15 protein-coding genes are annotated in these 14,396 nt (G+C 61.7%); 7 read left to right on the top strand and 8 right to left on the bottom strand.

Going from position 1 to position 14,396, the window contains the following annotated elements; all coding sequences use genetic code 11:
* From DARO_RS12745 to DARO_RS12730, 4 genes are all read right to left on the bottom strand, one after another.
* Complete coding sequence (locus DARO_RS12745; RefSeq protein WP_011288213.1) at positions 1-1,515, bottom strand: efflux RND transporter periplasmic adaptor subunit; 1,515 nt, start codon at positions 1,513-1,515, stop codon at positions 1-3.
* Positions 1,512-2,762, bottom strand: coding sequence for a TolC family protein (locus tag DARO_RS12740; protein ID WP_011288212.1), 1,251 nt, complete (start codon positions 2,760-2,762; stop codon positions 1,512-1,514). Before DARO_RS12740 ends, DARO_RS12745 begins: the two co-directional genes overlap by 4 nt.
* 7 nt (positions 2,763-2,769) lie before the next feature.
* On the bottom strand, positions 2,770-3,087 hold the full coding sequence (locus DARO_RS12735) for a copper-binding protein (RefSeq protein ID WP_011288211.1): 318 nt from the start codon (positions 3,085-3,087) through the stop codon (positions 2,770-2,772).
* A gap of 105 nt (positions 3,088-3,192) precedes the next feature.
* Positions 3,193-4,113, bottom strand: coding sequence for a bestrophin family ion channel (locus DARO_RS12730; RefSeq protein WP_011288210.1), 921 nt, complete (start codon positions 4,111-4,113; stop codon positions 3,193-3,195).
* Between the two features lie 280 nt (positions 4,114-4,393).
* On the opposite strand from DARO_RS12730, the gene DARO_RS12725 reads away from it, so the two are divergent.
* Genes DARO_RS12725 through DARO_RS12715 form a run of 3 tightly spaced genes read left to right on the top strand, consistent with a single transcriptional unit; the run spans position 4,394 to position 7,059 of the window.
* Entirely contained in the window at positions 4,394-4,966 is a 573-nt protein-coding gene (locus tag DARO_RS12725; protein WP_011288209.1) for a hypothetical protein, read from the top strand.
* A 51-nt stretch (positions 4,967-5,017) separates the two neighbouring features.
* Positions 5,018-5,689, top strand: a complete 672-nt coding sequence (locus DARO_RS12720) for a heavy metal response regulator transcription factor (protein ID WP_011288208.1) — start codon at positions 5,018-5,020, stop codon at positions 5,687-5,689.
* A 2-nt stretch (positions 5,690-5,691) separates the two neighbouring features.
* A complete protein-coding gene (locus DARO_RS12715; RefSeq protein ID WP_011288207.1) occupies positions 5,692-7,059 on the top strand; it encodes a heavy metal sensor histidine kinase in 1,368 nt (455 codons plus the stop codon).
* On the opposite strand, the gene DARO_RS12710 is transcribed toward DARO_RS12715, so the two are convergent.
* Positions 7,047-7,307 carry a GIY-YIG nuclease family protein gene (locus tag DARO_RS12710; protein WP_011288206.1) on the bottom strand — a complete coding sequence of 87 codons (261 nt, stop codon included), beginning with the start codon at positions 7,305-7,307 and terminating at the stop codon, positions 7,047-7,049. The genes DARO_RS12715 and DARO_RS12710 overlap by 13 nt on opposite strands.
* Positions 7,300-7,554, bottom strand: a complete 255-nt coding sequence (locus DARO_RS12705) for a hypothetical protein (RefSeq protein WP_011288205.1) — start codon at positions 7,552-7,554, stop codon at positions 7,300-7,302. Before DARO_RS12705 ends, DARO_RS12710 begins: the two co-directional genes overlap by 8 nt.
* A 95-nt stretch (positions 7,555-7,649) precedes the next feature.
* Between DARO_RS12705 and DARO_RS12700 the strand changes: the two genes are divergently transcribed.
* The 4 genes from DARO_RS12700 to DARO_RS12685 are packed head-to-tail and all read left to right on the top strand — an operon-like array spanning position 7,650 to position 10,884.
* On the top strand, positions 7,650-8,288 hold the full coding sequence (locus DARO_RS12700) for a 3'-5' exonuclease (RefSeq protein WP_049758682.1): 639 nt from the start codon (positions 7,650-7,652) through the stop codon (positions 8,286-8,288).
* Entirely contained in the window at positions 8,281-8,922 is a 642-nt protein-coding gene (locus DARO_RS12695; protein ID WP_011288203.1) for a YceH family protein, read from the top strand. Before DARO_RS12700 ends, DARO_RS12695 begins: the two co-directional genes overlap by 8 nt.
* A gap of 51 nt (positions 8,923-8,973) precedes the next feature.
* Positions 8,974-9,873, top strand: a complete 900-nt coding sequence (locus tag DARO_RS12690) for an arginase (RefSeq protein ID WP_041225023.1) — start codon at positions 8,974-8,976, stop codon at positions 9,871-9,873.
* Positions 9,874-9,876: 3 nt separating this feature from the next.
* Positions 9,877-10,884: a J domain-containing protein gene (locus tag DARO_RS12685; protein WP_011288201.1), complete on the top strand. Its 1,008-nt coding sequence runs from the start codon at positions 9,877-9,879 to the stop codon at positions 10,882-10,884.
* 9 nt (positions 10,885-10,893) lie between these two features.
* Here DARO_RS12685 and DARO_RS12680 read toward each other — a convergent pair whose 3' ends face one another.
* On the bottom strand, positions 10,894-11,436 hold the full coding sequence (locus tag DARO_RS12680) for a DUF2946 family protein (RefSeq protein WP_011288200.1): 543 nt from the start codon (positions 11,434-11,436) through the stop codon (positions 10,894-10,896).
* Entirely contained in the window at positions 11,436-14,327 is a 2,892-nt protein-coding gene (gene gcvP, locus DARO_RS12675) for an aminomethyl-transferring glycine dehydrogenase (RefSeq protein WP_011288199.1), read from the bottom strand. Before gcvP ends, DARO_RS12680 begins: the two co-directional genes overlap by 1 nt.
* Positions 14,328-14,396 lie beyond the last annotated feature (69 nt).

Below are 14,396 nucleotides of genomic sequence, written 5' to 3'. Positions count from 1 at the left end.
CTAACGTGCCTTGAGCGAGGTGATCACCCATTCGCCGGGTTGGCGTTCGACGAATTCGAAGTCGATGGCTGACCCTGGCTTGACGCCATTGACCAGCGCTGGATTGGCAAGCACGAAGTCCATCTTCATGGCCGGCCATTTCAGACTGGCGACGGGTTCGTGCGAGATGCTGACCGTGCCGGCCGTTGCATCGATCGAATTCAGCTTGCCGACGGCCTGGTGGCCGACGGTGGCCGGCTTGGCGGCTTCGGCCTTCTGCATCCCACCCAATGCCGCTTTCAGATTGCTTTCCGCATCGATCAGGAAATTGGCCGATGAAACCACCATCTCCCCTTCCTTGATCCCCTCCAGTACCTGCACGAATTCGCTGCCACGCTGGCCCAGGCGCACAACCCGCGGCTCGAAGCGGCCTTCGCCGAGTTGCATGATGATCACCTGCTTGCTGCCGCTGTCGATCACCGCCGAGTTCGGCACGGTGACGACTTGCACCGCGCCAGCAAGCGGAATCTCCACTTCGGCATACATCGCCGGCTTCAGCCGGCCCTTCGGGTTGGCCAGCTCGATACGCACCGGCACGGTCCGCGTTTCCGCCTTCAGCGTCGGATAGACATAAGCGATGCGCCCCTCGAAGACCTCGCCGGGATAGGCATTGATCCTGATTTTCGCCTTCTGGCCGACGCCAACCGCCGCGATGTCCTGCTCGAAGACGTCGGCCTGGACCCAGACCGACGAGGTATCGGCGATCTGGTACAACGCCTCGCCGGGCATGAAGCGCATGCCCTGCACAGCCTTTTTCTCGGTGACGATGCCGGCCACCGGGGCGCGGAAGGTCAACGTCCGCTTGGCGTTGCCGGAGTGGGCCAGCGCCTTGATCTGCTCATCGGAAATGTCCCAGTTCTTCAGCCGTTGCAGGCTGGAGTCGGCCAGTTGCTTCATCGCCGATTGTGCTTCGCCGCCGGCTTCGTTCAGTTTGTTGACGCCTTGTGCGGCGATGACATATTCGCGCTGAGCCGAGACCAGTTCCGGGCTGTAGACCTCGAACAGCGGCTGGCCGCGGCCGACCGGCTGGCCGGTGGTATTGACGTACAGGCGCTCGATGTAGCCTTCGAACTTGGCGGTCACCGTGTAGGTGCGGCTTTCGTCGATTTCAACCCGGCCGCTGGCGCGCACCGTCCTGTCGAGCACCTGCAGTTTGGCCGGCTCGGCCTTGACGCCCATTTTCTGGATTTTCTCGGCGCTGATTTTCAGGCCGCTGTCGCCGCCAGCATCGGCTTCGCCTTCATAGACCGGGATGTAGTCCATGCCCATCGGGTCTTTCTTGGGCGTTGGCGAGGTGTCGGGCAGGCCCATCGGGTTGCGGTAATACAAAAGTTTCTTGTTTGGCGCTTTTTCCGGGGTGACCGCAGCAACTGCGGTCGTGCCATCGGTTTTCTGCCGGGCAAACTGATAACCGCCGGCAAAACCGCCGACAGTCAGGGCGACGGCGATAAAAATGAACAGGGGGCCGGTTTTCACAGGTCTTCTCCAAGCAGGCGTTCGATCTCGGCCAGCCGCAACTGCTGGCTGGCCTGGGCACGCAGCAGCGCGAGTCTGGCATTGCGAATCTGGCGCTGGGCGTCGAGCAGGGTAGCGAAATCCACCTTGCCGTTTTCGTAGCCGGCCAGCGCCGATTTGAAGGTCAGTTCGGCCTGCGGCAGCAGGCGGGTGCGGGTGATCTGCTCGGTTGTCCGGGCGCCTTCCAGATTGCTCAACGCGGCGTTGAGGTCGCCCTGCAGCCGGTGGCCGAGCGCTTCCTTGCGGGCCGACGCGGCTTCCAGCATGCGCTCGCTTTCGCGCTCCTGACTGCGTCGCGTTCCCTGCTGCAGCGGCAGGTTCATTTCCAGCATCAGGCTCCAGGCATCGACACGGTTTTGCACCTGCATTGGTGCCACGCCCAGCGTCAGGTCGGGATAACGGTTGCGGTAGGCCAGCTCGCGGCTTTTTTCAGCGCCGCCGACGCGGGCGGATTCGATGGCTAGTTGCGGATTGGCGGCGAGCAGGCGGTCGTTCAGTGCGGCACCATCGAGTCGCGTCGGAATCGGGCGCAGCGCTGCCGGTTCGGCCAACGTGGCACCGCTCGGGCGCGCCAGCATGGCGTTGATGAAAACCATCAGGTGATGGAACTCGCTTTCCATGCCGACCAGTTCGGTGTCCATGGCGCTGCGCTCAAGCTGGGCGCGGATGGCGTCCTGCTGGGCGGCCAGACCACCGGCGTAACGGACCTGGGCGATCTGTTCGAGGCGGCGGGTCAGTTCGATGTTTTCGCGGGTCAGTTGCAGCGACTGGCCGGTCAGCCAGTATTGCGCGTAGAGCGTCTTGATGCGGCTGGCCACTTCCGCCCAGGTGTCGCTGGCCCGGCCTTCGGCCTGCGTCGCTTCGGCCGTCGCCACCTCGCGCTTCAGGTCGCGCTTGCCCCAGAAGGGCAGCGGCTGCATCAGCGTGTATTTGGTGTCGCCGGTCCGCGTCGGGTCGAGCGTCGCGCTCTGGTTGCCGTTTTTGGTGATGTTTTCCAGCTCGATGCGCAGGATCGGGTCGGGCAGGGCGCCGGCCGGCTGGATGCGCTCGCGCGCCGCCTCGGCTTCAAGGCGCACCATGCGGACCTCCGGACTATGCTCGCGGGCTGCGGCGAGCAGCGATTCGACGCTGGCGCCGGGCAGCGGTTCGGCGTGGGCCGTTCCAGCCAGAGCCAGGAGCAGCAGCGCGGCAGCCAGTGCAGGTTTCATCTCGCCCTTATTTCGCCATCTCGTAGCGGCTGACGATGGCGTTGCCACCCTTCATTTCGGCCGCGAAGCGGATCTTGTCACCGACCTTCAGCTTGCCCAGCCAGCTCTTGTCGGCGACGCCGAAGGCCATGGTCATCGGCGGCATGCCGATGCTGTCGAGCTGGCCATGCTGGATGACGATTTCGCCGGCTTTGGCATCGATCTTCTTGACCTGGCCTTCAGTCAGCGGTGCATCCTTGGTTGCAGCAATGTGGCCGGCATGGTGGTCGTGCTGGGCAAACGCAGGCAGGCTGAGGGCGAGCATGAGGGCAAAAATCAGGCGCATGGCGGTTCCTTGGTGGATTGATGCACCGAGTTTGCGCTACTGCGACCAACAGGCACCTGACGGCAAAATTACAAGTCTGTAATTTTCGTCGGCGCAAAGCGTCTGCTAGGTCATCACGTAGTTGACGACTTCGGGTGGCGAGCTGCGCGGGGTTTCTCCGACCAGTTCGCAGACGGAAACCTCGATCCCGTGACACATCGAGGCCAGTGCCAGGTCGTTTGGTTCCTTGCCGAAAGGCTCCTCGATTTGTTCGCCGATGACATCCAGCGCGAGGAAAGTGTAGGCGATGAATGGCGCGACCAGAACCGTTAGCCAGCCGATCGAGGTGCTGAGGCCGATCGGCAGCAGCAGGCAATAAACCATCACGGTCCGGTTCATCAGCACCCGGTAGGTGTAGGGAATGGGGGTGTTGGCGATCCGCTCGCAAGCCCCGGAGGCCTCCGTCAGCAGATTGAGGTTGCGGTCCAGCGACTGCAATTGCAGGTCGCTGATAACACCGGCCTTCTGTGCGGCGCCGAGGTCCCGGGCCAGACAGAGCAGCAGGGCGGATGGCACGAAGCGGGCAGTGCAGACCTGTTCAAGCTCGGCCTCGTCGAGACGGCAAGCCAGATCCTCTCGTGGATCGGTGGCACGGAGCTGGTGCTTGAGCGCATAGGCAAAGGCCGACAAGATACGCGCTACGCGTCGCTGCAACGCCACTTCGTTCGTTGCGAAGCTGGCTATCTCACGAGTTAATGAGCGGGCTCCGATCAGCAGGGCCCCCCACTGCTTGCGAGCTTCCCAATAGCGATCGTAGCTGACCGAATTACGGAAGCCGAGAAAAATGGCGAGGGCGACCCCCATCAGGGTGAAGGGCGGAATCGACAGGGCCGATGCCGCATGTGCACTCATCCACCAGTCCCGGCTCAGGACGCTTAGGACGGATACCGTGAGCACGAGCAACAGACGGGTGATGATATAGGGCAGCACCGAGCCGCGCCAGACGAAGAGCAGTCGAAACCAGTGCAGATGGGGGCGTTCGATCATGGGGGCAATCGGATAAGGGATTGGTTGGGCGGATAATCAGTGCATCTCTTCCGTGACCATGCTCATTTTGGCTTCGATCACAAGACTTCCGCTGGCTAATCTACGGTGGCGCGCAGCATAGCGGAGGGCGGGCGTTCAAACAATCCGCCTCACCCCTCGCTCAATAAACATTACAAAAACTCGATCAGGCGTAACGCCCCGTTACATCCGGTCACGCTGATTACGATGGGGAAATGTTGTGTATCCGGTATATTTCCGACGCAAGTAACCGGGAAACGGCATGGAATCGAAACTGAAACGCGTGCTGACGCCTCCGTTCATCATTCTGGCGGCAGTGCTCTTGTGGTTCTGGGAATGGCTATGGGAGCCGCTGGAACGCGTCATGGCGAAAATCGGCCAGTGGCCGGTGTTGCGCCTTGTCGAAGCGTGGATTGGACGGGCCCCACGCTATGTGGCGCTCGCCTGTTTTTTGATCCCCGGTGCCGTGCTGCTGCCGTTCAAGCTGATCGGCCTCTATTTTCTGGCACACGGCGCACCGCTTCTCGGTGTCGGTACCTTTCTCACCGCCAAGGTGGTCGGGACGGCGCTGGTGGCGCGGATCTTCGCCTTGACCAAGCGGCAACTGATGGAAATTGCCTGGTTTGCCCGTGCCTATGCCGGGGTGGTGCGCTTCAAAACCTATGTCTTTGACACCTTGCACCAGCATCCTGTTTACCTGCGAACCAGAGGCATGCTGCTGGCGCTTCGACTACGTGTGCAGGGGATTCGCCGCGGGCTGTTTTTCCATTCCATGCGCCGCTGGCGGGCGGTGTATCGGCTATCCCGGCGGCGTGGCCGGCTGACCTGTTTCTAGCGTCGGGCGGCTAATCACACAAGGTGACTGGTTGTCGGGCAAAATGCGGTCATGAAGATCCTCATTGTTGAAGACGAAGCGAAGACTGGCGATTACCTCAAACAGGGGCTTTCCGAAGCTGGCTTTGGCGCCGATCTCGCCCGCAATGGGCTGGATGGGATGCATGAAGGTCTGGCCGGTGAATACGACCTGCTGATTCTCGACGTTAACCTTCCGGGGCTGGATGGCTGGCAGGTACTGAAAGCCTTGCGTGCTGCCGGGCGCGATCTGCCAGTGCTGTTCCTGACGGCGCGCGACCAGGTTGAGGATAGGGTCAAGGGGCTGGAACTCGGTGCCGATGATTACCTGGTCAAACCCTTCGCTTTCTCGGAGCTGCTCGCTCGCGTCCGAACACTGCTGCGTCGCGGTCGTGCCAAGGAGACGGGGAATCTGAGCATTGCTGATCTTGAACTCGATGTGCTGAAGCGGCGGGCGATCCGGGCCGGTCAGCGCATCGACCTGACGGCCAAGGAATTCGCGCTGCTTGAACTGTTCCTGCGCCGGCAGGGCGAGGTGCTGGCACGCAGTTTCATCGCCTCGCAGGTCTGGGACATGAATTTCGATTCCGACACCAATGTGGTCGAAGTTGCCATCCGCCGCCTGCGGGCCAAGGTCGATGAGGAGTTCACGCCCAAACTGATCCATACCCTGCGCGGCATGGGCTATGTGATGGAGATTCGCTGATCGTGCCGGGCTGGCGGTATTCGATCACGCTGCGCCTGTCGCTGGCCTTCGCGCTGCTGGCGACGCTCGTGTTCGCAGCGCTCGGTCTGTATTTCAGCCGCGCTGCCGATGACCACATGGCCGAACTGGATGCCCACGATCTGTTCGGCAAGCTGGCGCTGATTGGCCATGTTGGCGCGCAAGAGGAAACGGCGGAAGCCTTCGCAGCCCGGCTCGGCGATGCCCTGATTGGCCAGAATGGGGTAATTGCGACAGTCGATGCCCAAAAAAGGGCTGTTTTCAGATGGCCGTCAGCCGAACTTGCCGATCCGCTGGCGGCAGCCGGTGTGGCCTTGAGCCAGAGGCCGATCCGGCAAACCCTGGGCGGCGCCGAGTACAGGGTCATTGCCGCCGATATGGAAACCCCTTGGGGTGGCACGGCACACGTCGTGGTCGGCCGCGACATTCGCCACCACACCGATTTTCTCGATCAACTGCAGCAGGATTTCTGGCTGGCCATCGTGGCTGCGGCCTTGCTGACGGCCGTTGTTGGCGCCCTGATCGTTCGTCGTGGCATGCACCCGGTGCGCGATATTGCCAGTGCTGCAGGCCGCATCTCCGCCGGGCAACTGGCCGAGCGGATTCCTGAACAGGATGTGCCGACGGAATTAGCTGAACTGGTCCATTCCTTCAACGCCATGCTGGGCCGTCTGGAGGAGTCATTCAAGCGCTTGTCTGATTTTTCGGCCGATCTCGCCCATGAGTTGCGGACGCCGATTCACAGCTTGCGCATGCAGACCGAGGTATCGCTAGGCAAGGCGCGTAGCGTCAATGAATACCATGATCTGCTGGCGTCGAATCTGGAAGAATACGAACGCCTGTCGCGGATGATTGCCGACATGCTGTTCCTGGCCAAAGCCGAGCATGGCCTGCTTGTGCCGCAGAAGGCGGCGGTGCCATTGCTCGATCTGTGTCGCCGGCTCGTTGATTACTATGGCATTCTGGCCGACGATATTGCCATCGAAGTGCTTGGCGAAAACCTGGTGGTTCAAGGCGACAGCCTGATGCTGGAGCGGGCCATCGGCAATTTGCTGAGCAATGCCATCCTCCATACACCGGCGGGCGGCATGGTCGGATTGTCGGTGCGCCAGCGAGACGGCGAGGTGGTGCTATCGATTGCTAATACGGGGCAGCCGATCCCGGCTGAGGCCTTGCATGGCATCTTCGACCGCTTCGTCAGGCTCAATCCCGGTGGTGAGGGGAGTGGCCTTGGGCTGGCGATTGTCAAATCGATCGTGCTGGCCCACGGTGGCGTTGTTTCGGCGACTTCTGGCGACTCGATGACCGAGTTCGTCATTGAGTTTCTCGATAAGGGCGATCAGCCGGCCTGAAGCGTGGCCGCGTAGCGCTGTTTTTCGGCGGCGCTCAGTTGCTTGATCCGGTATTCCGCCTTTGAGGCCGATGAGCGATCGGGATGGGTTTCATGCCCCAACAGCCTGAGCGGTGGATGCGAACGGGTGTAGCGGGCTCCGGTGCCCTGGCAATGGGCGGCATAGCGGGCGTCGACATCGACGGTGATGCCGGTATAGATGCTGCCATCGACACACTCGATCATGTACAGGAACCACGGCTTAGTCATGCTGGCTCACTCGCGTCAGCGCCAGTCGAATGCGCTGGATGGTTTCTTCGATGGGCGCGTGCCGCGATACTTCGAGGCCAAGGCTTCGGGCGATGGCATTGACCTTGGCCGCATTGAGCGGGATTCCGCCGCGATCAACGGCGGCGATCAGTTGTCGAGCCCGTTCGTCGTCCGAAAGCGGGGCGGCTTTGCCGAAAAGAATGGTCTTCAGCCACGAGAAAAGGCCCTTGAGCCAGCGTGATCCCATACACTTGCATCTGTTCAAAAAGCGAAGGATACATGGATGCTGCCGCCAAGGTTGATGGGCCGAAATCGAGGTGCTGACTTTTGAGCGATGTGACGATGAGCCGCAGCCAGTTGGCGGCCAGCGAACTGCCGGTTTATACCGGGGTTTCCATTGCCCAGGTCACACTGGTCAATAGCCAGGTGCTGGCGGCGCAGGTCTTGGCCGCGCTGCTGGCGGCGCCGGTGATCGGCTTCGATACCGAATCGAAACCAACCTTCCTGAAAGGGGAGGTATCGACCGGCCCGCATCTGGTGCAACTGGCCACTGACGAGCATGTTTTCCTGCTCCCGGTCGCATTTGCCGCAAACCATGAAGTGCTGAGGCGCATCCTTTCGGCAGCGGACATCCTCAAGGTCGGCCTCGGGCTGGGCAATGACCGAAGCGTGCTGCGCTCCCGTCTGGGTATCGAATTGAACAATGTGCTCGACCTGGGCGAAGCGATGCGTGGCCCGGGGCATCGCGGCACGGTCGGCGCCAAGGTGGCGGTGGCCCACTATTTCGGCCAGAAATTCCAGAAATCGAAGAAGGTGGGTACCAGCAATTGGGCCAATCCACGCTTGAACGAGCGCCAGTTGCTGTATGCCGCCAACGACGCCCACGTCGCCTTGCAGCTCTACCATGCCTGGTTGCGTGACCCAAAGCACCGCGAACCGGGCGCCACCGCAATCAATCCACAGGAAACAACCCATGGCTGAATCAACGCCCAAGCTTTCTTTGCTTGAAACCCGCATTCTCGGCACCCTAGTCGAAAAGCAGCGGACGGTTCCCGATACCTACCCGTTGTCAGTCAATGCCCTGATGGCCGGCTGCAACCAGAAAACCAGCCGGAATCCGGTGATCGAAACCAGTGAGGCCGAGATTGTGCATGCACTCGACAGCCTGAAAGATCTCGGCCTGGTGCGCGAGGTCAGTGGTAGTCGGGTCAGCCGTTTCGAACATCTATTCGAGAAGGCGCTCGGCGTGCCAACGCAGGCTTCGGCCTTATTGACCGTGCTGATGCTGCGCGGACCGCAGACGGCCGGCGAGTTGCGCCTCAATTGCGAACGCCTGCACCGCTTTGCCGATATTTCGTCGGTCGAGGCTTTTCTGGAGGAGCTGGCCGCCAAGGAAGACGGTGCCTTGGTGGTCGAACTGCCTCGCCTGCCAGGATCGCGTGAAAACCGCTGGATGCATCTGCTGAGTGGTGAGCCGATGATCGAGGCGGGTGCCGCTGGCCGCTCGCCATCGACGGGCATGCAGGACATCGAGGAGCTTCGGGCGCGGGTATCGTCTCTGGAGGCCGAAGTCGCCGAATTGCGTGCCTTGCTGCTCGAACGGAGCCGCGAATAGGCGTGCATTTACGGCAGTTCTGCCGTGTGCATGACCTATAATTCGCCCGCCATGAAACCCCTCGGTTCCCTGAAATACTCCCGCATTCGCATCATCGGCGCCGCCAGCGGCCTCGGCGCGCAGGATCAGGCTTGCGAGGACGGGCCGGTGGCGTTTCATCATTCGCAGGCGTGGCATGAACTGGAGCATCACCCGCTGGTCGATTGGGGCAAGACCTTGTTTGCGCCGGATAATGACGGCACCTCGACGACTGCCCGGATTGCAGAATTGTGTCGCCATCTGGCCGACGAGGTGGCGCTGACACTGCGGGCTGACGAGTTTCCGGTGGTCATCGGTGGCGATCATTCCATCGCCATCGGCACCTGGAGCGGCTTGGCTCGGGTGCTCGGCCAACCCTTTGGTCTGTTGTGGATTGATGCTCATCTCGACAGCCACACGCCGGAAACCAGCTATTCCGGCGCAGTCCACGGCATGCCGCTGGCCTGCCTGCTCGGGCGTGGCGACAAGCGACTGCTCAATATCGGCCTGAACGGCCCGCAAGTCAGCGCGGCGCACACGGTCATCCTCGGCCCGCGCAGCTATGAACCGGAAGAGCTTGAATTCCTGCAGCGGATGGGCGTTCGTATCATCGATAGCGAGGAAATCCAGCTGCGTGGCTTCGCCGCCTGTCTGGACGAGGCGATAGCCATCGTTGCCGGTGCGCCGGCCGGTTTTGGCGTAACGCTGGACCTGGATGCCATTGACCCGAGGTCGGCGCCGGGCGTCGGCAGCCCCGAGCCGGATGGCCTGACCTCGTACGACGTGCTGACGGCGATGCACTGGATTGCGGCACAGGCCGGCCTCAAGGCGCTGGAAATCGTCGAATACAACCCGGATCGTGATCGCCACGGCACGACGGCGGCGTTGATTTCCAACATGATCGAGCAGATTTTGCCGGTTGGCGCAAAGTAAGCCATGGACATTGATCCTTACGAAATTCTCGATGTGGCCAAAGATTCAGGCCCGGTTGAGTGGAAACGGGCCTATCGTCGTCTTGCCATGCGCTGGCACCCGGATCGTAATGCTCACCCGGAGGCCACCGAGCGTTTCAAGGCAATCAACATCGCCTACGAGCGCCTGACGACCGGCGATTTGCCGGAAGAGAATGATGCCGAATCGCCGGAAAACCAAGCCGCTGAACCGGAAGAGAGTGTCGCCAAGGCTGCTGATATCCGCCTGAACCTCGAGGTCAGCCTGGAAGAAGCCGCCACCGGTTGCCGCAAGACGGTTCATTACGCTCGCGGCAAGGATTGTCCGACCTGCGAGGGCAGCGGCGAGGCAGGCATGTCGCGGACCCGCTTTTGCGATGCCTGTCATGGTAGTGGCCGTATCCACGATGCTCAACGCAAGCTGGTTCGTTGTGATGCCTGTGACGGCCGAGGCTTGTTCAGGGAGCGTATCTGCCCGGATTGCGGCGGCAGTGGTCGTGAAACGGATGATGTCAGCCTGACAATCACCGTGCCACCCGGCATGCTGCCTGGCGATGAGCTGCGGCTGGCTGGGCAGGGCGAACCGGGCAACGATGAATGCACGGCAGGCGATCTGTATCTGACGCTGATCATTCGTTCGCACCCGCTCTATCAGTTGCAAGGCCGCGATCTACATTTTCAGATGCCGGTCAGCGCGCTGGCGATGATTGCCGGGGCTGAGGTTGAACTACCATCCTTGAACGGTGTATTCGGTTATTCGCTGGCGCCTGGTGTTGCCGAGCGCCGCGAGTTGCGGCTGGCCGGCAAGGGTTATCCGGGGCGTGGCACGAATCCGGTCGGCGATCTGGTGGTTGAACTGGAGCCAGTGTTTCCGCACAAGCTCAGTGCTCGCCAGCGCAAGCTGCTTCTGCAGGCGAATGCGGCGTTGCTTGACGATGCCGCTGAGGCATTGCCGGAAATCGCCGAGTGGCGGCAAAGTCACGGCCTCGACTGAACGCTGTCTTCAGGGGCGGGGATTGGGGTTGAAACTGAAGCGTTTGGGCAAGTCGGCAGCCGCAATGGTTTGCACGCGCAGGTTTTGCCAGTGGATGTCGCCAGAGCCGGTTTCCATCAGATGGATGATTGCCTCGTCGCTGGCGAGTTTGCCATTGCCAGCACGGCATTCGGCCAGGATACCTGCCAGATCGCGGTCATCCAGCAGGCCGATGCCAAGTTCCGCTTCAAGCAGCAGGTTGCCGTCTTCATCGAGATAGAGCGCCTTCAACAGGCCGGTCGGTGCGCCGGTATGACTGACGAAGCCAGTCCCTTCTCGGCGAAAGATCCAGGGGGTGGAGGCCAGCGCAACGAACACCCGTTGCGGGCCGTTTTGCAGAAACCAGCAGCCTGATTCATCACGACCATACTGCCGGTTGATGAATTGAATCAGGCCGCTGTGCGTCACACGCTCTCCCTGCAATCGCCAGTCGCCCCGCCGGTCGAGCGACAACCAGTCGTAACAGGCGGGGACGTTGGGCCATTTGGCGATGGCAGAGAGATCGATAGCCATCAGTCGGCGTAGGCTTCCATCGGCGGGCAGGCGCAGTTCAGGTTGCGATCGCCATACACATCGTCGATGCGATTGACGCTCGGCCAGAACTTGTTGGCCGCCACCCAAGGCAGCGGGAAGACGGCCTGCTGACGGCTGTACGGATGCTTCCATTCGGCATCCATGACGTCCGCCTGCGAATGCGGGGCATTCTTCAACGGATTGTTGTCGGCCGTCCAAACGCCATTTTCGATCTGGCGGATTTCCTCACGGATGGCGATCATGGCGCCGATGAAGCGATCCAGTTCGGCCTTCGATTCGGATTCCGTCGGCTCGACCATGATCGTGCCAGCGACCGGGAAGGAGACCGTCGGCGCATGGAAACCGTAGTCCATCAGGCGCTTGGCGATGTCGATCTCGGCGATGCCGGTAGCGGCCTTGATCGGGCGGATGTCGAGAATGCACTCGTGCGCCACGCGGCCGTTCTTGCCGACGTAGAGCACCGGGTAGTGCGCGTTGAGCTGCTTGGCGACGTAGTTGGCGTTGAGGATGGCAACCTGCGTCGCCTTCTTGACGCCGGCGCCGCCCAACATGGCCAGGTACATCCACGAAATGGTCAGGATCGAGGCCGAGCCGAAAGGCGCTGCGGAGACTGCTCCCTGGCCGGCGTTGACGCGGTTGGCGTCGCCGGTTGGCTGGACAACGTGGTCGGCCATGAACGGTGCCAAGTGAGCCTTGAGGCCGATCGGGCCCATGCCCGGTCCACCGCCGCCGTGCGGGATGGCGAAGGTCTTGTGCAGGTTCATGTGGCTGACATCGGCGCCGATGAAGCCGGGCGAGGTCAGGCCGACCTGGGCGTTGAGGTTGGCACCGTCCATATACACCTGGCCGCCGTTGGCATGCACGATGGCGCAGATGTCGCGAATGGCTTCCTCGAACACGCCGTGCGTCGACGGGTAAGTGATCATCAGGCAGGCCAGGTCGTCCTTGTGCTCTTCGGCCTTGGCCTTGAGATCGGCGACATCGACATTGCCGTTCTCGTCACAATCGACAACCACCACCTTCATGTTGGCCATCTGGGCGGTGGCCGGGTTGGTGCCGTGGGCCGATTTGGGAATCAGGCAGACGTTGCGGTGCTCTTCACCACGGCTGGCGTGGAAACGGTCGATAGCGACCAGACCGGCGTATTCACCCTGCGCCCCGGAGTTCGGCTGCATGCAGATGGCGTCGAAGCCGGTGACGGTCTTCAGCCACTCGGTCAGGCTGGTGATCATTTCCAGATAGCCAACGGCCTGATCGCGCGGCGCGAACGGGTGTATCCCGCCGAATTCCGGCCAAGTGACCGGGATCATCTCGCTGGTCGCGTTCAGCTTCATGGTGCAGGAGCCGAGCGAGATCATCGAGTGGTCGAGCGCCAGGTCCTTGTTCTGCAGCGACTTCAGGTAGCGCAGCATCTCGTGCTCGGTGTGGTGCGTGTTGAACACCGGGTGCTGCAGCACGGCATCGCTGCGGATCAGGCTGTCGGGCAGAGCGGAGTCGGCTGCGGCGACTTGCGCATCGATGGTAGCAACGTCGAGCGTGGTTTGGGCGATCAGCTTGAACAGGGTGGCGACATCGTCTCGCGTGGTGGTTTCGTCGAAGGAAATACCAAGCACACCGGCCGAGACGCGGCGCAGGTTGTAACCGGCGGCGAGCGCGTCGTTGTAAACCGATTCGGCGCGGGCGCCAAGATCAAAATGCACGGTATCGTAGAACTGCTTGGTCAGCAGATTGACGCTGGCACGCTTGAGGCCTTCGGCCAGGATCGCGGTCAGGCGGTGGATGCGACCGGCGATGGTACGCAGACCTTCGGCGCCATGATAGACCACGTACATGCCGGCCATGTTGGCGAGCAGTACCTGCGAGGTACAGATGTTGGAGTTGGCCTTTTCGCGGCGGATGTGCTGTTCGCGAGTCTGCAATGCCATGCGGTAAGCGGTGTTGCCGCGCGCATCCTTGGAGATGCCGATGATGCGGCCGGGCATCGAGCGAACGAAGGCTTCGCGGGTGGCGAAGAAGGCAGCATGCGGCCCGCCGAAGCCCATCGGAATGCCGAAGCGCTGGCTGGAGCCAAGCGCGATGTCGGCACCCATGGCACCGGGGGATTTGAGTAGCACCAGTGCCATCAGGTCGGAGGCGACAGCAACGGTCGTGCCCTTGGCCTTCAGGCCGGCGATCACGTCGGTCAGGTCACGGACTTCGCCGTTGTCGCCCGGGTACTGGAGCAGGGCGCCGAAGAAGTCACCGTCCTTGTGCGCGTCGATGTTGCCGATGACCAACTCGAAGCCGAAATAGGCGGCGCGGGTCTTGACCACGTCGATACTCTGCGGGAAACAGTTGGCATCGACCAGGAAACGGTTGGATTTCGACTTCGAAACACGGCGCGCCATGGTCATCGCTTCAGCGGCGGCGGTGGCTTCGTCGAGCAGTGAGGCGTTGGCGATTTCCAGTCCGGTCAGGTCGATGACCATTTGCTGGAAGTTCATCAGCGCTTCCAGGCGGCCCTGGGCGATTTCAGCCTGGTAGGGCGTGTAGGCCGTATACCAGCCCGGGTTTTCCATGACGTTGCGCAGGATGACCTTGGGCGTCAGTGTGTCGTAATAGCCCATGCCGATGCAGGACTTGTTGACGACATTCTTGCTGGCCATGGCCTTGAGGTCGGCCAGCGCTTCGTGTTCGCGGCGCGGGGCGGGCAGCGGCAGATCAGCCGGCAAACGGATGGCGGCGGGAACGGTCTGGTCGATCAGCTGCTCCAGGCTGTCGGCACCGATGGCGGTCAGCATGGTAGCCATTTCGGTCGAGCATGGGCCGATGTGGCGGCCGATGAACTCGTCGTGCTGCTCCAGGGCTGAAAGGGGAAGATTCAACGGCATGGGAATCCTTGCATTAGATATACTTGAATACATCATCCCCGCCCAGGCGGGGATTCACTGATTTGATGT

The organism is Dechloromonas aromatica RCB (genome assembly GCF_000012425.1).
This window is presented reverse-complemented; position numbering and strand designations above follow the sequence as displayed.